The sequence below is a fragment of the Delftia sp. DS1230 genome (assembly GCF_040112715.1).
Taxonomy (GTDB): domain Bacteria; phylum Pseudomonadota; class Gammaproteobacteria; order Burkholderiales; family Burkholderiaceae_C; genus Comamonas; species Comamonas tsuruhatensis.
This window is the reverse complement of the sequence record NZ_CP157763.1, coordinates 501,521-524,097: the sequence shown is the minus strand read 5'-3', so window position 1 is coordinate 524,097 and position 22,577 is coordinate 501,521. Positions and strand designations below refer to the sequence as shown.

13 protein-coding genes and 1 tRNA gene are annotated in these 22,577 nt (G+C 69.6%); 1 reads left to right on the top strand and 13 read right to left on the bottom strand.

Annotation, left to right across the window (positions count from 1 at the left end):
• Positions 1-15 precede the first annotated feature (15 nt).
• The 6 genes from recD to AAN986_RS02395 form a co-directional block, all read right to left on the bottom strand.
• On the bottom strand, positions 16-2,157 hold the full coding sequence (gene recD / locus AAN986_RS02420; RefSeq protein WP_082138161.1) for an exodeoxyribonuclease V subunit alpha: 2,142 nt from the start codon (positions 2,155-2,157) through the stop codon (positions 16-18).
• Positions 2,154-5,978, bottom strand: a complete 3,825-nt coding sequence (gene recB / locus AAN986_RS02415; RefSeq protein WP_047219493.1) for an exodeoxyribonuclease V subunit beta — start codon at positions 5,976-5,978, stop codon at positions 2,154-2,156. Before recB ends, recD begins: the two co-directional genes overlap by 4 nt.
• Positions 5,975-9,499: an exodeoxyribonuclease V subunit gamma gene (gene recC / locus AAN986_RS02410; protein WP_047219494.1), complete on the bottom strand. Its 3,525-nt coding sequence runs from the start codon at positions 9,497-9,499 to the stop codon at positions 5,975-5,977. Before recC ends, recB begins: the two co-directional genes overlap by 4 nt.
• Positions 9,500-9,576: 77 nt before the next feature.
• A complete protein-coding gene (locus tag AAN986_RS02405) occupies positions 9,577-10,029 on the bottom strand; it encodes a membrane protein (RefSeq protein ID WP_047219495.1) in 453 nt (150 codons plus the stop codon).
• Positions 10,026-10,478 (bottom strand): Rrf2 family transcriptional regulator, encoded by a 453-nt coding sequence (locus AAN986_RS02400; RefSeq protein WP_047219496.1) that lies wholly within the window; start codon positions 10,476-10,478, stop codon positions 10,026-10,028. Before AAN986_RS02400 ends, AAN986_RS02405 begins: the two co-directional genes overlap by 4 nt.
• 13 nt (positions 10,479-10,491) lie before the next feature.
• Entirely contained in the window at positions 10,492-11,688 is a 1,197-nt protein-coding gene (locus AAN986_RS02395; protein ID WP_047219497.1) for an NnrS family protein, read from the bottom strand.
• 121 nt (positions 11,689-11,809) lie between these two features.
• Here AAN986_RS02395 and AAN986_RS02390 point away from each other — a divergent pair, with 121 nt between their 5' ends.
• Complete coding sequence (locus tag AAN986_RS02390) at positions 11,810-12,139, top strand: cupin domain-containing protein (protein ID WP_012202449.1); 330 nt, start codon at positions 11,810-11,812, stop codon at positions 12,137-12,139.
• A 103-nt stretch (positions 12,140-12,242) separates the two neighbouring features.
• Here the strand turns inward: AAN986_RS02390 and AAN986_RS02385 are convergent.
• The 7 genes from AAN986_RS02385 to rpoC form a co-directional block, all read right to left on the bottom strand.
• A tRNA-Phe gene (locus AAN986_RS02385) sits at positions 12,243-12,318 on the bottom strand.
• A gap of 66 nt (positions 12,319-12,384) precedes the next feature.
• Entirely contained in the window at positions 12,385-13,059 is a 675-nt protein-coding gene (locus AAN986_RS02380; RefSeq protein WP_016450397.1) for a response regulator, read from the bottom strand.
• Between the two features lie 42 nt (positions 13,060-13,101).
• Positions 13,102-15,444 carry an ATP-binding protein gene (locus tag AAN986_RS02375; protein WP_016450396.1) on the bottom strand — a complete coding sequence of 781 codons (2,343 nt, stop codon included), beginning with the start codon at positions 15,442-15,444 and terminating at the stop codon, positions 13,102-13,104.
• Positions 15,441-16,124, bottom strand: a complete 684-nt coding sequence (locus AAN986_RS02370; protein WP_241150443.1) for a DUF4390 domain-containing protein — start codon at positions 16,122-16,124, stop codon at positions 15,441-15,443. Before AAN986_RS02370 ends, AAN986_RS02375 begins: the two co-directional genes overlap by 4 nt.
• Positions 16,069-17,466 (bottom strand): 16S rRNA (cytosine(967)-C(5))-methyltransferase RsmB, encoded by a 1,398-nt coding sequence (gene rsmB / locus AAN986_RS02365; protein ID WP_047219498.1) that lies wholly within the window; start codon positions 17,464-17,466, stop codon positions 16,069-16,071. Before rsmB ends, AAN986_RS02370 begins: the two co-directional genes overlap by 56 nt.
• Positions 17,463-18,092 carry a LemA protein gene (locus AAN986_RS02360; RefSeq protein ID WP_046986640.1) on the bottom strand — a complete coding sequence of 210 codons (630 nt, stop codon included), beginning with the start codon at positions 18,090-18,092 and terminating at the stop codon, positions 17,463-17,465. The genes rsmB and AAN986_RS02360 overlap by 4 nt, the downstream gene beginning before the upstream one ends.
• A gap of 255 nt (positions 18,093-18,347) precedes the next feature.
• Positions 18,348-22,577, bottom strand: a complete 4,230-nt coding sequence (gene rpoC / locus AAN986_RS02355) for a DNA-directed RNA polymerase subunit beta' (RefSeq protein ID WP_016450392.1) — start codon at positions 22,575-22,577, stop codon at positions 18,348-18,350.

Genomic DNA, 22,577 nt, shown 5'->3' with positions numbered 1-22,577 from the left:
GCCGCCCTGCCCGCCTCAGTCCTGCAGCCAGCGCAGCAGCCCGCTGGCGCGCTGCGTGGGGCTGCCAACGGCCGAGGCCAGCAGGCCCGGCACCTCGGAGAACAGCGAGAAGGCCTGGCGGGCGCGCGTGATGCCGGTGTAGACCAGCTCGCGCCCCAGCACGCTGCCGCCGCGCGAGGGCAGCACCAGGGCGGTGTGCTCGAACTCCGAGCCCTGGCTTTTGTGCACCGTCATGGCGAAGGCGGTCTCCACATGGGCCATGCGGCTGACGCCGACCGAGCGCAATTCGTCGCCCTGCAGGAAGTAGACGCGCAGCAGTTGCCCTGGCTGCCCCTGGTGCGCTCCCGGCAGCGCAATGCCGATGTCGCCGTTGAACACGCCCAGCTGCGCGTCGTTGCGCGTGACCATGACGGGACGGCCCGCATACCATTCGCCGCTGCGGCGGATCGCGCCCTGCGCTTCCAGGGCCTGCTCCACCGCCCGGTTGAGGCCGGACACGCCCCAGTCCCCCTCGCGCACGGCGCACAGCAGCCGGAAGCGCTCGAAGGCCTGCAGCACAGCGACCACCCAGGCGCGGTGCGCTGCCTCGTCGGCGCCGGCCGCATCCGGCCGGCCCTGCAGCGCCTGGGCATAGAGGGCATAGCTGGCAAGACCGCCACGCCCGTGCACGGCCAGTTCGGTCACGGCGTGCACGCCGCCGCCATGGCGTTCCCACAGCTCGGAACCTGCGCCGGCTTGCGTGCCGGCATCGAGCAGGGCCTGGGCCTTCACCGCCTCACCGGCATTCACGGCGTGTGCCAGCTGGCCGATGGGGCCCCCGAAGCGCCGGCTCTCGCGCAGCATGACGGTGTGCTGCGCCAGCGCTGGCGCACGATCGCCGTCGGGCGCCGCGAACTGCGGCGGCAGCCGCTGGCCGGCCACGCGCAGTGCGTAGTCCAGCGTGTCGGGCAGGTAGCGCCCGGCCTGGGCATCGCGGCACAGGTCGCCCAGCACGGCGCCCGCCTCCACCGAAGCCAGTTGGTCCTTGTCGCCCAGCAGCACCAGGCGGGCGCCGGCCGGCAGTGCCTCCAGCAGCGCCGCCATCATCTCCAGGTGGACCATGGAGGCCTCATCGACGATGAGCACGTCCACGTCCAGCTGCCGCCCTGCATGGAATCCCCAGTGCCGCGTATCGGGCCGCGCGCCCAGCATGGAGTGCAGGGTGCGCGCCGCACCCATGCGCTGCACCAGGCCCGCCAGGTCGATCTCGCCGCCCATGCTGCCCTGCAATTGCAGCAAGGCCCCGTCGATCGATTGCTTCAGGCGCGCGGCCGCCTTGCCCGTGGGGGCGGCCAGGGCCACGCGCAGCTGGCCGGCGTCGGGCGCCGTGGCAAACAGCAGGGCCAGCAGCCGTGCGGCGGTATAGGTCTTGCCGGTGCCGGGGCCGCCCGTGATCACCGACAGCCGGCCGCGCAGCGCCAGCGCGCAGGCCAGCTTCTGCCAGTCCACGGCGCCACCGTCCGCCACAGGCGGGAACAGCCGGTCCAGCCAGCGCCGGGCCTGGGCTTCGTCCAGCGGCTGTCCGGCCACGGCCTGCGCCGCCGTGCGCTGGATGACGTGGGTGGCCACGGCGCGTTCGTAGTCCCAGTAGCGGCGCAGGTACAGCAGCGGCGCGGGGCCGTCTGCGCCGGCCAGCACCAGGGGCTGGCCGAGGTCCTCGCTGCCATCCTGGCCCGCGTCGCCGATCACACGCACCACGGGGCTGGCACCCAGCGCCGCCACCCAGCCGGACAGGCGCGCAGGCAGCATCTGCCACAGGGCCTGCTGCGCGGGCAGCACCTCGGCGGGCCAGGCCAGCACGTCGTTGGGGTGGCCGGCCAGCGGCGCCAGGGGCAGGCAGCTGTGGCCGCGCCCCTCCATCTGCGCCAGCAGCGCGGCGGCCACCAGCAAGGCGGGCCCGGCCTGTGCATCCTGCCCGGCGACGAAGGAAGCCAGCGCCGCATCCAGCCGGCGCAGCAGGCCCGCGTCGGCCCAGCGGCGCAGCAGGGCCAGCACTTCATTGGTGTCTGGCGGAACGGAGCCCGGCGGTTTGCCGCCCGGCGGTTCGCCGCCCGGCCGTTCATCGAACAGGTCCAGCGTGGCCGTATCGATGGTGCGCGAACGGGGGCGCGGGCTCATGGCAGTTCCTCCGCGTTGGCGCGGCCGGGACCGAGCAGTTCATCGAGCGCATCGAGCAGGGGCAGCTCGGGCGCCATGGCATGCATGCCACCGGCCGGGCCATCGATGCCGCGCAAAAAGTAGTACAGCGCGCCGCCCAGCTGGCGCTGCGGCTCGTAGGCCGTGCCCAGCCGGCTGCGCAGCAGCCGGTGCAGGGCCAGCAGGTAGAGCGCGGCCTGCACGTCGTAGCGGTGGTGGAGCATGGCGCGGGCCAGGGCCTCCTGGCCGTAGGCGGCGCCGTCCGGGCCCAAGTGGTTGCTCTTGTAGTCAAGCACCCAGTAGCGGCCCTCGTGGCAGAACACCAGGTCGGCGAAGCCCATGAGCATGCCGTGCAGCGAGCGCTGGGGCAGCGCGGGCCGCTCCTGCCCCGGCAGGATGAAGCGCCGGCACAGTTGGTCGATGCGCTCGGCCGGCAGCTGGCGCGCGGGCAGCCAGAACTCCATCTCGGACAGTTGCGGGCCCAGCGTGGCCAGCGTCACATCCAGCGGCGCCAGCGGCTGGTGCACCACGGCCGTGAGCCAGGCCAGCAGGTCGCGCGCCTGCTCGCCCCGGCCCGCGCGCTCGCAGCGGCGCACCAGGCGATCAGCGAGCGCACCCTGGCCGTCCACGGGCAGGGCAAAGTCTTCGCCGCCCAGCCATTCCAGCTGGTCGTGCACGAAGTTGCCGACCACGGGGCCGCGCAGAAAGCGGTGCCAGACCGCAGGCCCGCCGGCCGGTCCATTCTGCAGGGGCTGCAGGCCCGCCAGGCCGGCGATGTCCGCCAGTTCCGGCGATGGCGGAGGCTCCAGCGCCTGCTCATCCTCGGCCGGGCGTTGCACGGCCACGGGCAGCACGGGCAGGCTGGGCGCGGCCATGGCACGCACCAGGGCAGAGAAGCTGCCGATGCCCCAGCGCGTGTCGAAGCGTGCCTCGTAGGGCCGGGCATCGTGCAGCGGCGTGGCAGCGTCCGGCGGCTGCCAGCGCGTGCGCTGCAGCGGCTCGGCGTCCAGATCGCGCCAGGCCATGTGCGGGTCTTCTCCGCACAGCTGTCGCAGGCCGTCAAGCCAGCCCTGGGCCGAGCGCGGCTCGGTGCCGCCCAGCAGGTAGCCGGCGGCGCCCTGCTCGTTCACGCAGGCCTTGCCGTTGCCGCGCCTGAGCGGGGCCAAGCCCAGCCACAGCGCATGGCGCGGGCGGGTGAGCGCCACGTAGAACAGGCGCAGGTCCTCGCGCAGCCGCTCGCGGTCGGCCTGGGCCAGGTCTTCGTCGCTGAAGTCCAGCAGCAATCGGCGGGCCGGGGCGGCATCGTCTTCCACCCCCTCCTGCGCGGACAGGGTCAGGAACGGCGTCCTGGCCCGCTCCATGGGGCGGAAGCTGCCTGCGAACGGCAGGCAGACCAGCGGGTACTCCAGGCCCTTGCTCTTGTGCACAGTGACGATCTTGACCAGGTCGGCATCGCTTTCCAGGCGCACCACCTGCTCTTCGCTGCCGCTGCCCGGCGCCTCGATCTGGGTGGCCAGCCAGCGGATGAGGGCCTGCTCGCCCTCCAGCTGGGCGCTGGCGGTCTGCAGCAGCTCGGCCAGGTGCAGGTAGTTGGTCAGGCGCCGCTCGCCGCCCAGGGCCGGGTCCTGCAGCCAGCGCGCGGGCAGGTCCAGCCGGTACAGGGTCTGGCGCAGCATGGCCAGCACGCCCAGGCGCAGCCAGATGCTGTGCAGTTCGCGCAGCTGCTCGCTGCGCGCGTCAAAGGCTTCCTCGTCGGCGGCCAGCCAGGCCAGCTCGTCCAGCGACAGGCCGATGAGCCGCGTGGCCAGGCCCGCGCGCACGGCCTGGGCGTCCAGCGGCGCGGCGACGGCGCGCAGCCAGTACAGCAGGTCATGGGCCTCGTCGCTGGCGAACACCGAATCCTGGTCCGACAGGTAGACCGAGGCCACGGCGCGCGCCTGCAGTTCGCGGCGCACGGCGGCCGCCTCTCGGCCCGTGCGCACCAGCACGGCGATGTCGGCAGGCCGCAGGCGCACAAGGCGGCCATCGGGCTGCACAAAGCCGGCCTGCGGGTCGGCCAGCCACTGCACGATCTGCTCGGCGCAATGGGCCGCAAAGCGCCGCCGTACCTCGTCGGCCGACAAAGGCAGGGGGATGCCGGTGTCCTCGTCACGGCCCGCGCTCCAGGCCACGGTGAGGGCGGGCATGGCGCCGTCGCGCGTGTGCAGTTGCTCGCTGCGCCCCTGGGCGGCCACGGGCTCGAACGGCAGCGGGTTGTGGCTGCCGCGCCTGAACATGAAGGCGCCCTCGCCCGGGCGCTGCTCGGCCTGCGCGAACCAATGGTTGACGGCGCCCACCAGCGCCTCGGTGGAGCGGTAGTTGGTGCCCAGCACGTAGTGGCGCCCCTCGGTGGCGCGGCGCGCCTGCAGGTAGCTGTGGATGTCGGCGCCGCGAAAGCCGTAGATGGACTGCTTGGGGTCGCCGATAAGCAGCAGGGCGCTGTGCGGGTCGTTGGCCGCGGTGCGGTAGATCTGGTCGAACAGGCGGTACTGCAGCGGCGAGGTGTCCTGGAATTCATCGATCAGCGCCACCGGGTACTGGGCCAGGATGCGCTCACGCAGCACGGCACCGTTGTCGCCGGCCAGGGCCGTGTCCAGGCGCTGCAGCATGTCGGCAAAGCCGAAGCTGCCGGCCTGGCGCTTGAGGTGAGCCAGCCGCTGCGCCACGCGCGCGGCCGCATGCAGGCGCACGGCCACGCTGACGGGCGGCAATTGCTCCAGCTGCACCAGCAGCGCCTGCAACTCGGCCAGCTCCAGCGGCATGAGCACATCGCCGGCCGATCCCTTGAAGGCCTCGGCCAGGCCTTCGGGGCTGAGGCGGTGGCGCGCGGCCTCGGTTAGCGCCAGCGGGCCGTCCAGCGGCGCGCGCGACCAGTCGGCCAGCGCGGCCAGCCAGCCGGTGTAGCGCGCGGGCTGCAGCTTGCGCTTGTCCCACAGCGCGCCATGGCCGTCGAGCTGTCCATCCAGCCACAACTGCAGGCGCTGTGCCTTGTCGTCCCAGCCGGCCGCCAGGGCCAGCAGGCGGCTGCGGCGCTGCTCCGTGGCGCGCTGCAGGCAGTCGGCCAGGCTGCCCTCGCCCGCGCCGGGCACGGGGGGCTCGCGCAGCAGGGCGCGCATGTCATCGACCAGGGCACCGACGTGGGGCCAGATCTTCAGGACCTCGTCCAGCAGCTCGTCGGACAGCGGGTAGCACTGCTGGCGCCAGTAGTCCTGCGCGGCCTCGGTCTGTCGCTGGCTTTCGTCGGGCTCCAGCGTTTCGTCGAAGAGGTTGCCGCTGTCGAAGGCATGCTCGCGCAGCATGCGCTGGCACCAGGCGTCGATGGTGTGGATGGCCGCGTCGTCCATGCATTCGGCCGCCATGGCCAGGCGCCAGGCCGCGCGCTCGCGGGCCGCGCCTTCAGGGTAGGCCTCGCGCAGCGCGTGCAGGAAGGCGTCGTGGGGCGCTGGCTCGGCCTCGCCGCGAAAGCACTGCACGGCCTCGATCAGGCGCCTGCGTATGCGGTCGGACAGCTCGCGCGTGGCCGCGCGCGTGAAGGTCATGACAAGGATGTCGGGCGGCATCAGCGGGCGCTCGAAGGCCGTGCTGCTGATGCCGTCCAGGCTGCCCTCGCCATGCCCCAGCACCAGGCGCAGGTAGAGCGCAGCGATGGTCCAGGTCTTGCCGGTGCCGGCGCTGGCCTCGATCAGGCGGCTGCCCCACAGCGGAAAACGCTGTGCATCGAGCACATGGCTGGTCACGTCGCCGGTCACTTCGCTGGTGCTCATGGTGCATCCGCCTGGTAGGGCTGGACCTGCACCTGCGCGGCCACCCAGTCGAGCAGCGGCGCGTGGGCGGCATGGGCCAGGGCCTCGAAACGGCCATCGGCGCTCAGCCGTTCGAAGTCCGGGTAGCAGCGTGCCCAGGACGGGTCCTCGCCTTCGCCGCCGACCAGATGACCGCCCTCATAGGCCTGCTGGGCCGCAGCGGGAAAGCCTTCGGCCATGGCCAGGCCGCTGCGCAGCGGCAGGGGCAGCGGGCCGTTCTGGCCTTCGCGCCACAGGGCCATCAATGCACGCAGCCGTGCCAGCGCTTCGGAAGGGTCCATGGGCAGGACCTGCACCAGGCCGTCGCGCGCCACCACGCGCAACTCGGCCTGCGAGCCGCTGGCGGCCAGCGCCAGGCTGCGCAGGTAGACCGGCATGAGCTTGTCGGCATGGGGCCGGCCCTTGGCATTGAGCAGGTTGCGCGGGTCCAGCAGCAGCCAGCACTGTGCGTCGTCCGCCTCGGGGGGCTCTTCGGTTTCGCAGGACTGGCGCAGCCCGTCGATCCAGTCGTCGAACACCAGGCCATCGTCCTCGATCAGCAGCCGCCTGCGCGGCGCGGGATGGGCATACCGATCCAGTTGCTGGCGCCAGGCCCGCAGCGAAGGCGTGACCGAGGACTGCAGCGCCCGCGCGCCGCGCTCGCCCAGCCCCGCCAGCGGCAGCCGCCCCGAGCGCGTGAGGCGCGCCACGGCGGCGCGCACGCTGTCTTCCATGGCCTGGGGCGCCTGCCCGGGCTCGGAAAGGCCGGCCGCCACCTGCTGCTGCAACTGCTGCACCAGCAGGTATTCGGTCAGGCCGTCGAGCTGGAACAACTCCTCGTCCACGACCGGGTTGTCCTCCTGCTCGAAGCGCACCTGCAGGCGCTGGCGCAGGTAGGCGCGCGCCGGGTGGCGCAGGAAATCGGTGAGCCGGGCCAGCGTCAGCGGCGCCGAGGCGTCCGGGACAAAGGGCGGGCGCGGCTGCGCGGGCAGCGCAGGCAACGCGTCCGTGCCGTCAGACTGCGCATGCGCGGCCCGCCATTCGCGCGCATACGTGGTCCACGGCGAACCTTCTTCGAAATAGCGGCGGCTGAAGGGCTGCAGCGGGTGCTGCTGCGTGCGCTGCGCCAGCAGCGGCTGGCCGCCTTCGCCGCGCCAGCCGGCCTCCAGGTAGTCGCGCAGCTGGGAGACCAGGACCGAGGGCGGCTGCTCGCTGTTGTCGCGCACATGGTGGCCGGTCCAGCTGATGTAGAGCGCGCGGCGCGCAGACAGCAGGGCTTCGAGCATGAGCTGGCGGTCATCGTCGCGGCGCGCGCGGTCGCCGGGGCGCTGCTGGCCGGGCAGCGCCATCAGGTCGAAGTCGCTGCGCGTGGCGCGGCGCGGATAGTCGCCATCGTTCATGCCCAGCAGGCAGACCACCTCGAAGGGAATGGCGCGCATGGGCATCAGCGTGCAAAAGGTCACGCCACCGGCCCGAAAGCGCTGCGACAGCGAGGGCTGCTCCAGCGCCTGCATCCAGGCCTCCTGGGCCACGCCCAGTTCCACGGCCTGCGCATAGCCGGCCTGCTCGCAGGCGCGCTGCCAGTCCGTGAGGGCGGCGTCCAGTGCGGCCAGCATGGCCTCGTCCTCATCGTCCTGCGCCTTGAAGAAGTCCTGCAGCAGCGCGCGAAAGCGCTGCGCCCAGGCCTCGGGCATGGCGGGCTGCTCGGCCTCGCGCCACCACGCCAGCATGCGCTCCAGCAGCGCGGCCAGCACGCCGGCCAGCTCGGCCGACAGGCCGCCCACCTCGTCATAGGGCTCGATGCCGCCGAAGGCCTGGCCGTCCTGCGCCACGCCGCTGGCATAGCCCAGCAGCATGCGCTGCAGGCCGAACCAGGCGCTGTTGTGCTCGCCGCAGGCCTGCAGGCCCAGCGACTGGCGCTGCGGTGCATTCAGGCCCCAGCGGATACCGGCCCCCGCCATCCAGCGCGTGAGCTGGGGCAGGTCGTCGGCCGCCAGACCCATGCGCGCGGCGATGGCCGGCACATCGAGCAGGTCGCACAGCTCGCTGAGCCGGCAGCGCTGCTGCGGCAGGCGCAGCAGCCATTGCAGGGCCACGGCCAGCGGGCTGCTGGCGCGTGCGCCCAGGTCGGCAATGTCAAAGGGAATGTGGCGCGGATCATGCCTGCCGTACTGGCCGAACACGGCGCGTATCGAGGGCGCGGCGGTCTCTATGGACGGCAGCATGACTACGACGTCACGCGGTGCCAGCGGTGCCTGCCCCGGCTGCCCGGGATCGGTCGGCCGGGCCAGCATCTGCAGCAGCTGATCGTGCAGCACCTCCAGCTCGCGCACCACGCTGTGCGCGCTGTGGAACACGATGGAGCGGTCGGCCCGCGCCACCTCCAGCGGCGGGTGCTCGGCCAGCGGCACCAGGTCGCGGATGCGCTGCTGCACCTGGGCCAGCAGCGGCGCGGTGCGCAGGTCCTCGGCATCGGTTTCGTCGAACAGGTCCACGCGCGGCATCTGCAGCTGGGCTGCGGCACCCGTGGTGTCGAAGGCGTCGAGCTGGCGCACATAGTCGCGGCTTTGCCGGCCCCAGGCGGCCAGCAGCGGATGGGCGTGGGCATGCATGGCCTCCAGCGGCAGCTGCGCCAGGTCGCGGCCGCCGCGCAGCGGCTGGCGGCGCCGCGCCATGCGCAGCAGCTCGCGCCCGTCGATGGCGTCGGCCCAATGGAAGCGGCAGGGATTGGGCACGGCCAGCAGCACCTGGCTGTGGCGGGCAATGGCGGCCAGGAACTCCAGCAGGCTCAGCGGCAGCTGGCTGATGCCGAACACCACCACGCGGCGCGCCAGCGGCGCGGCCGGCGCTTCGCCCGACTGCAGCGCGGCCAGAACCCGTCCCTGCAGGCGCGCGCGCGTGGCGCCGCGCTGGTCCTCGTCCAGCTCGGCCAGCACGGCGCGCCACAGGCGCGGCTGCCACAGCTGGCCTTCGGGCACCGAGGCGTCCGCCACACCAGGGCGCAAGGGCATGGGCAGCACGTCATGCCCGGCCTCCCAGGCGTCCAGCCAGTCGGCGCGGTAGATCTGGTATTGGTCGAAAAGGTCGGCCAGGCGCTGGGCCAGCTGCAGCAGCCGCTCGGGCTCGCCGGGGCGCAGAAAGCCTGCAATGGGGGCGAAGGCCGGGTCATGCAGGCACTGCGGCAGCAGGCGCATCAGCCGCCAGGTCATGGGTGTCTTGTCCAGCGGCGATTCGCGCGGCACGGCCTGGCGGCCCAGCACCTGGCGGTAGCTGCGCCAGACAAAGCGCGCGGGCAGTTCCACGCGCGCGGCGGCGCACACGCCCAGCTGCTCGGCCATGCGCATCTTGAACCACTCGGCCATGCCGTTGCTCTGCACCAGCACCACCTCCGGCTCCAGCACGTCCAGCGGGTGCGCAGCCAGCCATGCCAGCACCGTATCGGCCAGCACCTCCGTCTGATTACCGTGCAGGGCGATCAAGCCCGGCTGCCAATGCGATGCCACCTCTGCGCTCCCGTGCTCCAAGCCATGCGAGCAGCGAGCTTAACGCGGTTGACACGGGCCGGGACCGCGCGGGTCCATTACCAATGCAGGTAGAACATGGCCTTGGCCAGCAGCACGATGGCCAGCATGTGGCAGAACACGCTCAGGTGCAGGCGGTGCGAGCGGCGCCCGCCCAGCACACCGCGCCGGCGCCACCACATGGCTGCCAGGAAATGTCCGAACACGCTGAGCGCCAGCCCGATCTTGAGCGCCAGCAGCAGGCCGAAGCTGCTGGCCAGCGGAGCGGCAAAGGCTGCAGCCAGTGCCGCGCGATGCTGCCAGGCCAGACCCAGCCCCGCGCCGTACAGCACCAGCAGCACCCAGGGCATGACGGCCACCGCTCGGTCGCCCAGCGCCTGCTCGGTGGCGCGCGCCACGATGGCGGGCAGGTGGCGGCGCGCCCCGGCCAGCAGCACCACTTCAAAGAACACCGTACCCGCGAAGGCGATGGCAGCCAGCAGGTGCAGGGTCAGCAGCAGGCCGTAGCTCATGCGCGCCTCCTGTGCGGCAGGGGCAGGGGCAGCGGCAGGGATGCGGGAGCCGGCATCAGATCGGCCAGCGTGAAGCCGTCCAGATGGGCCAGGAAGCTGTCCAGCGCCCCGCCCAGCACGCCGGCCAGCCGGCAGTCCTGCACAAGCGTGCAGGCAGGTGGGCTGGTGCCCGTGAAGCATTCGACGATGGCAAGGTCCGGCTCCATGCCGCGCACCACGTCGCCCAGGCCGATGTCGGCCGGCGCATGGGCCAGGCGCATGCCGCCGCCCTTGCCGCGCACGGTCACGATCCAGCCGCGCAGCGCCAGCTGGTGCGTGACCTTCATGAGATGGGCTTCGGAGATGGCATGGGCCTGGGCGATCTCGGCAATCGTGCACAGCCGTCCGGGGTGGCGCGCCACATGCATGAGCAGGCGCAGCGCGTAGTCGGTCATCAGAGTCAGGCGCATGGCAGGCCTGCGATCATGCCTGCCGGTCGGCACGCGGGCGCACCAGCAGCGGGGCGAAACGCCACAGGTACAGCGCAAAGGCCAATACCCAGGCAGCGGCCGAGGCATGCAGCGCCGCCAGCGACAGCGCCGTGGGCAGCAGGGCCGCCAGGCGCAGCACGACAGCGGCAATGACCAGGGCATAGGCGGCGACCATGCTGCGGTCGGTGCGCAGCGGCAGGCCCAAGTGGCCCATCGACGTCCGTGTGCACATGCCGATGATGAGCAGGGCAAAGCTGCCCGCACCGATCACATGCACGGGCCAGGCGGGGCGCAGCACCCATCCGGCCGCATGCGCGCCGGCCACCAGCAGGCCCGCACCCAGCGCCGCGTGGCCCAGGTAGAGAATCCACAGCAGCGGCACGCGGCGCACGGCCTGGGGCTTCCAGGCCAGCACCTGCCACAGGGCGATCACGCCCGCCACGGCCAGGCCGGCGGCCAGGCCCGGCCACCAGCCCGCCAGCAGGCAGGCGATGGCCACCACGCCCGCACCCAGTTGCCACTGGCCGCTGGCCGTGTGCATGGGGATCTGCAGGCCGGACACTGCGCGCATGGCGAAGAAGGGGATCACGCGCCGCGCGATCAGCAGCGCAATCACGGCCATGCACAGCAGGCCTGCGTTGAAGCGCTGCATCAGCGCGCCGTAGTCGCCCTGCCAGATGGACCACAGGTACAGCGCATCGGCCGCGCCCAGGCCGGCCAGCAGCAGGGGCAGCCCGTAGTTGCGCCGGCTGCGCGCCACCTGAATGGCACGGCCCAGCGCCAGCGCGGCCCAGCAGAAGAAGGCCGTCTCGCACAGCGCGGCGACCGCAAAGGCCTGCGGCCCCGGCAGCAAGAAGCCTGCGCGGGCCACCAGCCACAGCAGGCACAGCGCGCCCAATGCCCGGCCCTGCAGGGGGTTGCGCCCTGTCCAGTTGCTGCCCGCCGTGAATAGAAAGCCTACGGCGATGGTGGCCACGAAGGCCCACAGCATCTCGTGTGCATGCCAGAACACGCCGGGCATGCGCCCCGCGATCCACTGCGGAGCATGGACCCACAGCGCCACCGACAGCGCGGCCCAGAGGCAGCCCAGCAGGTACAGCGGCCGAAATCCCAATTCGAGGAATGCCGTCCATTGCGGCGCCGGCTCCCGGGTTCTCAGGGGTTCCTCCAGCTCCATCCATTGCGCCATGATGTGCACTCCTTCCGGCCCGCCGTGCGCCTGCATAAGATGTATTCAGCGTACATCTTCAGGCGCGCGGGCGGGGCCGCTGCGGCACCACCTTCTGACCCACATCAAGCAGGAGCCAAGCATGGCACTCGAACACGCAAAGCCACTGGAGGTCATCGCCCTGCACGCCCGCGACGGCATGCCCATCAGCACCAGCCTGATCCGAACGCCGAAGCTGCAGCTGCTGCGCCTGGTGCTACCGCCCGGCCATGCCCTGCCCAGCCATCAGGTCCCCGGCGAGGCCACCATCCACTGCCTGGCGGGCGAGGCCGGCATTGCCACGCGCCTGGCAAGCCTGCGGCTGGTGGCCGGCTCGGTGGTGCTGGTGCCTGCCGGCGAGCTGCACGATGTGCACGCGCGCGGCGACCAGGGCTGCGTGCTGCTGGTGACGATTGCGGGCGCGAACGACTGAAGGCGGCCGCAGCCGCCGCACAGGCAGGATCACGCATTGCCTGAGGCACAAAGAAAAACGGACTGCTTCTTGCGAAGCAGTCCGTAATCTTTTTCACTGTATCTGGTGGCCTGGGACGGAATCGAACCGCCGACACAAGGATTTTCAATCCTCTGCTCTACCGACTGAGCTACCGGGCCGAGAACTAGATTATATGCAGGATTTTTTGACCCAAAAACGAAAAAGCCAAAATTCCTTCAAAAAGTCTATCCGCGCTTGTTGCGGCCCAGGTCCACGCCCAGCTGGCGCAGCTTGCGGTACAGGTGGGTGCGCTCCAGGCCGGTCTTCTCGGCCACGCGGGTCATGGAGCCGCCTTCGCGCGCCAGGTGGAACTCGAAGTAGGCCTTCTCGAAACCGTCGCGCGCCTCGCGCAGGGGGCGGTCCAGATCGAAACCCTGGTGTGCATGCGGCACGTTGTTGTCCACCGGCACACGGCTGGCCGCAGGCGTGACGACGGCTGCGATGTCGGCGGGCTCGGCCACTGCGGCAGGCGCTGCAGCCGGCGCCTGGCTGGCGGCATTGCGCGCCAGGCCCTGCTCCACCGCCTTGAGCAGCTTCTGCATGGTGATGGGCTTCTCCAGGAAGGACAGCGCACCGATGCGCGTGGCCTCCACCGCCGTCTCGATGGTGGCGTGGCCGCTCATCATGATGACCGGCATGGTCAGCTGGCCCGCCGAGGCCCATTCCTTGAGCAGCGATACGCCATCGGTGTCGGGCATCCAGATGTCGAGCAGCACGAGGTCGTAGGTGTTGGAGGCGCGCGCCGTGCGCGCCTGGCCGGCGTTCTCGGCCACGTCCACACTATGACCTTCGTCGTTGAGGATTTCCGACAACAAATCCCGGATCCCCAGTTCGTCGTCGACCACCAGTATGTTTGCCATGTGTCTTAAGCCTATGTGCTGAGGCGCGGGGGGGCGTCAGGCCTATCCTGTACGCTCAGGCGCAAATGATAGCGACACTTGCGCACCTTGAATCACCCCGCCGTCGTCCCTGTTGCCCAGGTCGATGCGGGCGCCATGCTCGTCTGCGATTTTCTTGACCACGGCCAGGCCCAGTCCGGTGCCCCGCGCCTTGGTCGTGACATAGGGCTCGAAGGCCCGTTGAAGGATGTTGGCCGCGAAGCCCGTGCCGCTGTCGCTGATGCTCAGGCGCACGCGGCGCGTGGACTCGTTCCAGCGCGTCTCTATGGTCACGGGGCCGGGGGGCTGGCCGCTTTCCTGCGCACGCTGGGCCGTGGCGTCCTGGGCATTCTGCAAAAGATTGTGAATGACCTGGCGCAGTTGCTGGCCATCGCCGGAAATCGGCGGGCATTGCGGGTCCAGCACACACTCCACGCGCACTTCGGCGTTCTCTTCACCGTACAGCTGTAGCACGTCGGTCACCAGCGCGTTGAGGTCCAGCGACTGCAGATTGGCGGCAGGCAGGCGCGCGTAGTCGCGGAATTCATCGACCAGGCGCTTCATGGCGCCGACCTGATCGACGATGGTCTTGACGGACTTGGCCAGCAGCGCCTGGTCAGCCGGCTGCAGCTTGTCGGTCAGCCGCATGGCCATGCGCTCGGCCGACAGCTGGATGGGCGTGAGCGGGTTCTTGATCTCATGGGCCACGCGGCGCGCCACCTCGCCCCAGGCCTGGGCGCGCTGGGCCGAGACGATCTCGGAGATGTCGTCGAAGACCAGCAGCCGCTGCGCATCGGGCAGTTCCGCACCGCGCATGACCAGGGTGGTGGTGTGCTGGATGACGCCGCCATCGGTGGAGGCATGCAGCTCATGCACCAGTTGCCAGCGATCGCGCCCCTGCTCGCCCAGGAAGAGCGCGAACTGCTCCTGCACGACTTCGCCGAACTGCTCCAGCCCCGGCACCTGGGACAGAGCCCGTCCTTCATGGACGGCCATGGGCGCGCGCAGTATGCGCGTGGCCCCGGGATTGCTCAGGACGATGGCGCCCCGCGCGTCCAGCACGATGACGCCCGATGTGAGGTTGTCGAGGATGGTCTGCAGGTTGCCGCGTGCGGCATCGAGCTGGCCCATGCTGCGGTTGGCTTCGGCGCGCGCGTCGGCCAGTTGCTGGGTCATGAGCGCGAAGGAGCGCGTGAGCCCGCCGATCTCGTCGCGCGTCTGCAGCGCCGGCTTGGGCCGCAGGTCGCCGCGCGCCACGTCGCGCATGCCCTGGGCCAGCAGCAGCAGCGGCCTGGCCAGCTGGTTGCCCAGCACGATGGCCAGCACCACGGCGCCGAAGACCGCCAGGAACAGGCTGAGCGTAAGCGTGCCTATGTACATGCGCTGCAGGCCGCCGCGTGCCAGCGCGCGCTCCTGGTATTCGCGGTTGGCGGCCTGCACGGCAAGGGCGTTGGTCACCAGCGCCTGCGGCAGTGCAATGGTGGCCTGCAAATAACGCGGCTCGGTCAGCAGTCCCACGCTGGGGTTGGGAACCACGGCCAGCGTGCGGACCTGGGCATTCGGCGCTGTGGCACCCGGCTGGGCCGTGCCGTCGTCGTCCAGTCCTTCGATGCTGGCCACGGCGCGCTGCTCGCGCAGCGAGCGCAGCATTTGCGCGCTGGGGCGTTCGGGCTGCAGGTTGAAGCGCGACTGGCCTGCGCTGGCAACCGCGCGCAAGCCAGCCAGCTCGCCACTGCGCGGCACCGGCGCCGGACCCACGACGGCGATTTCGGAGGCGCTCCACAGCACGACATCGGTGGCACCCAACTGGTCGCGCACGCGCTCCAGGATCAGCGCGGCGCCCGCATCGGAGACCTGGGACAGCTGGGCGCCTGCGGTGCGCGTGTTGTTGGCCATGTCGTTGGCCACGGTCTCCAGCGTGGAACTGGCCAGGCTCACGCCTGCCGACAGCGCACCCTCGACCTGCACGTCGAACCAGCTCTCGATGGAGCGCGAGACGAACTGGTAGGAAACGATGTAGATCAGCAGGCCCGGCACCAGTCCCACCAGCGTGAAGATGCCGGCCAGCTTGAGCAGCAGGCGGCTGCCGAAGCGCCCCCGCTGCAGGCGTATGGCCAGGCGGATGCCGCCCCAGACCAGGATGGCCAGCAGCAGGCCGGCCACGACCACGTTGGCGGCGAACAGCCAGTTGTAGTTGCGCTCGTAGTCCAGCCGGTTGTTGGTGGCCAGAGTCAGCAGGAACAGCAGCAGCACGCCGACCAGCCCCATGAGACCGGCGCCCACGCCCACGGCCCAGCGCGTGCCGCGCGACAGGCCGGCCGAGGCCGGCAGGGCCATGCGTTCGTCGGCGTCGGTGTCCCGGTTCATGGCGCGTCTTCCAGCATCTGGGCGCGCGACAGCTGCAGGTTCCAGCCAGAGCGGCCCAGCGCACCGATCTGCAACGGCCTTGGCAGCTGGGACAGGTCGATGCGAAAGCGCAGCTGCACCGAGACACCCGACTGCGTGGGTGCCGTGTCCATGATTTTCCAGCGCGAGATGCGCCGCATGGAGGACAGCGCATCTTCCAGGGTCTCGAAGGTCTGGCCCAGGGCCAGCCCCAGCCCGGCGCTGGAGAAGGGGGTATTGGAGATGTGCAGGCGCCAGCGGCGTGTCAGCGGCTGGTGGCTGAGGCGGTAGTGGCGGCTGGCGGTGGCCAGTTGCTGATCGGACCAGTACCAGCGCTCACGCTGGACCTGGGCCTCGGCCACGAAGTACATGGGAATGCCCTGGCGCAGCGCGTCGTCGATCTGGTAGGGCAACTCGAACTGGAGATTGGCGGACAGCAGCAGACCATCGTCGGAGCGCTCGAGCTGCATGGATCCGATCTCGGCGGTCAGCGCATCGGCCCTGGCCTGCAGGCCCAGGCCGGCCAGCACGGCGGCCAGCACAAGTGTCCCGGCCAGCCGCGCCAGCAGGCGCAGCCAGGCTGGCGACCTGGTCCGGGGACGGGGGTCAGCGCGTCTTTTGCAGCAAGGCGTAGAAGAAGCCGTCGTGGTCACCCAAAGCATTGTCAGCCAGCATGCCGGCTTTGTAGTCCTTGCCCGGGATTAAATGCCCCGGCGCCGGCAGTGTTCGCGCCTCACTGTTGCGTGCAACAAACGCTTGAACCTGTGCCTCGCCCTCTTGCCTGAAGACCGAGCAGGTGCAGTACAGCAGGCGCCCGCCAGGCTGCAGCAGGGGCCACAGGGTGTCGAGCAGCCGGGACTGGATCTGGGCCAGCTGGTGCACATCGCTTTCGCGGCGCAGCCAGCGCACGTCGGGCTGGCGCCGCACGATGCCCGAGGCCGTGCAGGGCGCGTCCAGCAAGATGGCGTCGAACAGCTGGCCGCCGCATTGCGCCTCGAACCACTGCGCAGGCTGGGACGCATCGGCCACGACCACTTGCGCCTGCAACTGCAGCCTTCCCAGCGTGTCCTCGATGCGCGCGGCGCGCTCGGCGTCTATCTCCAGCGCCGTGACCTGCAGGGTCTGCGGCGCTGCGTATTCCAGCAGGTGGGCCGTCTTGCCACCGGGGGCGGCGCAGGCATCAAGTACCCGCAACGCTCGGCCGGCGGGCTGCTCCAGCCCTTGCAGCAGCAGCGGTGCGGCCAGTTGCGCCGCCGCATCCTGCACGGAGGCCAGGCCCTGGTCGAAGCCCGGCAGGGATTGCACGGGCAAGGCCTGCTGCAGTTGCAGGCCGCTGTCGGCCACGGCAAGCGATGGCACGTCCATGGCCTGCAGCGCCGCCTGGTACTGCGCGCGGTCTGCCCTTTGGCGATTGACGCGCAGCGTCATCGGCGGCTGCTCGTTGTTGGCCTGCAGGATGGCCTGCCAGTGATCGGGATGGTCCTTGCGCAGGCGGGCAATCCACCAGGCGGGATGGTTCCAGACCGCCTGCGGCTGGGCTTCGGTGGCGGCGACCAGGGCATCGCGCTCGCGCAGAAAGCGGCGCAGGCAGGCGTTGACAAAGCCGGACTGGGCGCGGGTCGGCCCCTGCTTGGCCGCTTCCACGGCCTGGTTGACCAGGGTGAACGGCGGGTATGGCGCGCGAGATTCATCCCAGGCCAGGGCCAGGGCGGTGTTCAGCAACGCGCTGACGCGCGGCGGCGGGTTGCGTGAGGCCAACTGCTTTTGCAGCGCCTGGGCACGGCCCAGCTGGCGCAGCACCTGGAACAGCAGGGCCTGCACGCCGGGACGCAGCGGCTGCGGCACACGCGCCAGCACGCTGCGGCTGGACTGGCCTTCGAGCACGGCCTGCAGGCATTGGGCGACGGCGTCGAGCTGCTGCCAAAGAGGAGGTGCGGCCGGTGCGGCATGCGCCTGCGAGGGCGCCGCAGCGCGGCGCGGGGAAGAATGCGTGCGTTGGTTCATGTTCCACTTTCCTGCACCTTGCTGGGCGCAGGTTCGACCAGCAGGCTGCGCACCGGGCGAAAGCCCAGCAGCCAGGCCAGCAGCCTGGCCGGATATTGCGCGATGGCGGCGTTGTAGCGCTCGGCCGCGGCGTTGAATTGCTGCAGTCCCAGGCGGTTGCGCACCTGGTGCTCGGTCCAGCGCTGCTGCCAGGGCTGCAGCGGATCGGGGTCCGGCGACGGGGCATCTGATGGCGCAGCGCCAGTGCCAGCGGCGCCGGTGCCGGTGTCAACGGCGACCTTGGTCATGGCCTGCCAGGCCACCTCCAGCGCCGAGCAGGCATGCTCCAGCGAGGCCAGCGCGCTCTCGCGCAGCGGCCGGCCACGGGCATCGACCAGCGCCGCCTGCAACTGCGCGGCGGTCTGGTGCAGCGCGGCCTGGGCATGCACAAGGGCGGGGCTTTGGCCTTCGCCCTTGGGCTGTGCCTCGAAGGCCTGCAGCATGGCATGCCACTGGCCCAGGTATGCATCGAGCGTACCGAACTGCTGCACGCAGCCGCTGCGCAGCCGGGCCAGCCGGTTGTATGCGCCGACGGCCCAGAACACCAGCAGTGCCAGCAGCATCCATTCAAGAGACAAGGACCACATCGTCTGCAATGGCCCGGCCGGAAGCTGGTCCGGCCGAACTCTGGTTATTCCCAAAGAAAAACGCTCCCGCCTGCGCAGGGCAGGCCGGGAGCGTCACATCATCAAGCACTTGCGCCATGCACTGCTCTAGGAGACAGCATGTCCCAACAAGAGGGACGCCGAGCAAGGGCCGCCCCCGCAGCGAGGGCGTCGTCCCCCTCCCGCGTAGCGAGAGAGGGGGAAGCGGCACAGCCGCTCAGGGGGTGACACCGCCTATCAGTCAGCGGAAGCGTCACCGGCGACGGCAGCCACGCCAGCGTCGTCGTCAGCCATCACACCGGCCAGTTCGGCCGCTTCGGCGTCGGCGATGGCGCGGCGCTCTGCGTCGTCCATGGCGTCCTTGGCCTTGCGCGCCTGGTGGTATGCCAGACCCGTACCGGCGGGGATCAGGCGACCCACGATGACGTTTTCCTTCAGGCCACGCAGCTCGTCGCGCTTGCCCATGATGGCAGCCTCGGTGAGCACGCGGGTCGTTTCCTGGAACGACGCGGCAGAGATGAAGGAGTCGGTCGACAGCGATGCCTTGGTAATACCCAGCAGCACGTTGGAGTACGTGGCAGGGATCTTGCCTTCGCGCTGCAGCGCCTCGTTGGTATTGAGGATCTCCGAACGCTCGACCTGCTCGCCAGCGATGTAGGTCGAGTCGCCGGTGTTCTCGACCACGACGCGGCGCAGCATCTGGCGAACGATCACCTCGATGTGCTTGTCGTTGATCTTCACACCCTGCAGGCGGTAGACGTCCTGCACTTCATCGACGATGTAGCGCGACAGCTCCTCGATGCCCAGCAGGCGCAGGATGTCCTGCGGATCGGCCGGGCCGTCGACGATGGACTCACCCTTGTTGACCACCTGGCCTTCGTGCACCAGGATGTTCTTTTCCTTGGGCACGAGTTCTTCCCAGACCTTGCCATCCAGATCGGTGATCTGCATGCGCACCTTGCCCTTGGTTTCCTTGCCGAAGGAAATGGTGCCGGTCATCTCGGCCAGCGTGCCCTTGTCCTTGGGCGTGCGGGCTTCGAACAGCTCGGCCACGCGGGGCAGACCGCCGGTAATGTCGCGGGTCTTCTGGCCTTCGACAGGGATACGGGCCAGCACTTCGCCGGGGCCCACGTCCTGGCCGTCACGCACCTGGATCAGAGCGCCGACCTGGAAGCCGATCGTCACCGAGTGGTCGGTGCCGGGGATCTTGACTTCCTGGTTGTTGGCATCGATCAGCTTGACCTGGGGACGCACGACCTTGGCAGAGCCACGGCGCTTGGGATCGATCACCACCAGCGTGGACAGGCCGGTCACTTCATCGACCTGCTTGGCCACGGTCAGGCCCTCTTCCACATTCTCGAAGCGCACCTGGCCGGCGTACTCGGTAATGATGGGTCGGGTCAGCGGATCCCAGTTGGCCAGGATCAGACCGGCCTTGACCTGCTGGTCGGGCCTGACGGTCAGCACGGCACCGTAGGGCACCTTGTGGCGCTCACGCTCGCGGCCGTTGTCGCTGATGACGATTTCGCCCGAACGCGAAATCACGACCAGCTCACCCTTGGTGTTGCTGACGTAGCGCATCGTGCTGTTGAAGCTGATGGAGCCGTTGGACTTGGCTTCCACGCTCGAGGCGATGGCAGCGCGCGAAGCGGCACCACCGATGTGGAAGGTACGCATGGTCAGCTGCGTGCCGGGCTCGCCGATGGACTGGGCGGCGATCACACCCACGGCTTCGCCGAGGTTGATCAGGCCGCCGCGGCCCAGGTCGCGGCCGTAGCACTTGGCGCACAGGCCGTAGCGGGTCTCGCAGGTCAGCGCGGTGCGGACCTTGATCTCGTCCACGCCTTGCGATTCCAGCTCGTCGATCACGTCTTCGTTGAGCAGCGTGCCTGCGGGCAGCAGCACGGCCAGCGTCTCGGGATGCACGACGTCCTCGGCCGTGGTACGGCCCAGCACGCGGTCGCGCAGCGATTCGATGACTTCACCGCCTTCGACGATGGCGCGCATCAGTGCGCCATTGCTCGTGCCGCAATCGTCCTCGTTGACCACCAGATCCTGCGTCACGTCCACCAGACGACGCGTCAGGTAGCCGGAGTTGGCCGTCTTCAACGCCGTGTCGGCCAGACCCTTTCGGGCGCCGTGGGTGGAGATGAAGTACTGCAGAACGTTCAGGCCTTCACGGAAGTTCGCCGTAATGGGCGTCTCGATGATGGAGCCGTCAGGCTTGGCCATCAGGCCACGCATGCCGGCCAGCTGGCGGATCTGCGCGGCCGAGCCGCGGGCGCCGGAGTCGGCCATCATGTAGATGGCGTTGAACGATTCCTGCTCGACTTCGTTGCCGTGGCGGTCGATGACCTTTTCCTTGGCCAGCTGGGCCATCATGACCTTGGAGACTTCGTCGCCGGCCTTGCCCCAGATGTCCACCACCTTGTTGTAGCGCTCGCCAGCGGTCACGAGACCGGAGACGTACTGCTGTTCGATCTCCTTCACCTCGGCTTCGGCACGGCCGATGATCTCGGCCTTTTGCGGCGGCACCAGCATGTCGCCGATGGCGATCGAGATGCCGGCGTGCGTGGACAGGCGGAAGCCGTTTTGCAGCAGCTTGTCGGCAAACACCACCGTGGCCTTCAGACCGCACTTGCGGAACGAGGCATTGATGAGCTTGGAGATCTCCTTCTTCTTGAGCGCCTTGTTCATGTGGCTGAACGGCAGGCCCTTGGGAAGGATCTCGGACATCAGGGCGCGGCCCACGGTGGTTTCCACCAGGCTGGTCGAAGGCTCGAACTCGCCGGAGTCCTTGTTCTTCGTCCACTCGGTCAGGCGAACGCTGATCTTGGCGGCCAGCTCGACCTGCTCGGCGTCCAGCGCGCGCTGCACTTCGCCGATGTCGGCGAAGACCATGCCCTCGCCCTTGCCGTTGATGCGCTCGCGCGTCGCGTGGTACAGACCCAGCACCACGTCCTGCGAAGGAACGATGGAGGGCTCGCCCGATGCGGGGAACAGCACGTTGTTGGAGGCCAGCATCAGCGTGCGGGCTTCCATCTGTGCTTCCACCGACAGCGGAACGTGGACGGCCATCTGGTCACCGTCGAAGTCGGCGTTGAAGGCCGCGCAGACGAGCGGGTGCAGCTGGATGGCCTTGCCTTCGATCAGGATGGGCTCGAAGGCCTGGATGCCCAGGCGGTGCAGCGTGGGAGCACGGTTCAGCATGACCGGGTGCTCCTTGATGACCTCTTCGAGGATGTCCCACACCACGGGCGTGCCGGATTCCACTTCCTTCTTCGCCGCCTTGATGGTGGTGGCGATGCCGCGCTGCTCGAGCTGCGCGAAGATGAAGGGCTTGAACAGTTCCAGCGCCATCAGCTTGGGCAGACCGCACTGGTGCAGCTTGAGGTACGGACCCACCGTGATCACGGAACGGCCCGAGTAGTCCACGCGCTTGCCCAGCAAGTTCTGGCGGAAACGGCCGCTCTTGCCCTTGATCATGTCGGCCAGCGACTTCAGGGCACGCTTGTTGGCGCCCGTCATGGCCTTGCCACGGCGGCCGTTGTCCAGCAGCGAGTCCACTGCTTCCTGCAGCATGCGCTTTTCGTTGCGCGCGATGATTTCCGGAGCCTTCAGCTCCAGCAGGCGGCGCAGACGCGAGTTGCGGTTGATGACGCGGCGGTACAGGTCGTTCAGGTCGGACGTTGCGAAGCGGCCGCCGTCCAGCGGCACCAGCGGACGCAGGTCCGGGGGCAGCACGGGCAGCACTTCCATGACCATCCAGCCCGGCTTGATGCCGGACTTCTTGAACGCTTCCAGCAGCTTCAGGCGCTTGGCGTTCTTCTTGACCTTGACTTCGGAGCCGGTCAGGTCGCCGCGCAGGCGCTCGGTCTCGACGTCGATGTCGATGCCTTCGAGCAGGTCCTTGATGCCTTCGGCGCCCATCTTGGCTTCGAACTCGTCACCGTACTCGGTGCGCTTGGCCTCGTAGTCGTCCTCGGTCATGATGCTGAACTTCTTCAGCGGGGTCATGCCGGGGTCGGTCACCACGTAGGCTTCGAAGTACAGCACGCGCTCAATGTCGCGCAGCGTCATGTCGAGCACCAGGCCCAGACGCGACGGCAGCGACTTCAGGAACCAGATGTGGGCGCAGGGCGCAGCCAGGTCGATGTGGCCCATGCGCTCGCGGCGCACCTTGGTCTGGGTCACTTCGACGCCGCACTTCTCGCAGATCACGCCGCGGTGCTTGAGGCGCTTGTACTTGCCGCACAGGCACTCGTAGTCCTTGATGGGGCCAAAGATCTTGGCGCAGAACAGACCATCGCGCTCGGGCTTGAACGTGCGGTAGTTGATGGTCTCGGGCTTCTTCACCTCGCCGAAGGACCAGGAACGGATCTTCTCGGGAGAAGCCAGACCGATCTTGATGGCATCGAAATGCTCATCGGGCGTGAATTGCTTGAACAGGTCGAGTAGAGATTTCAT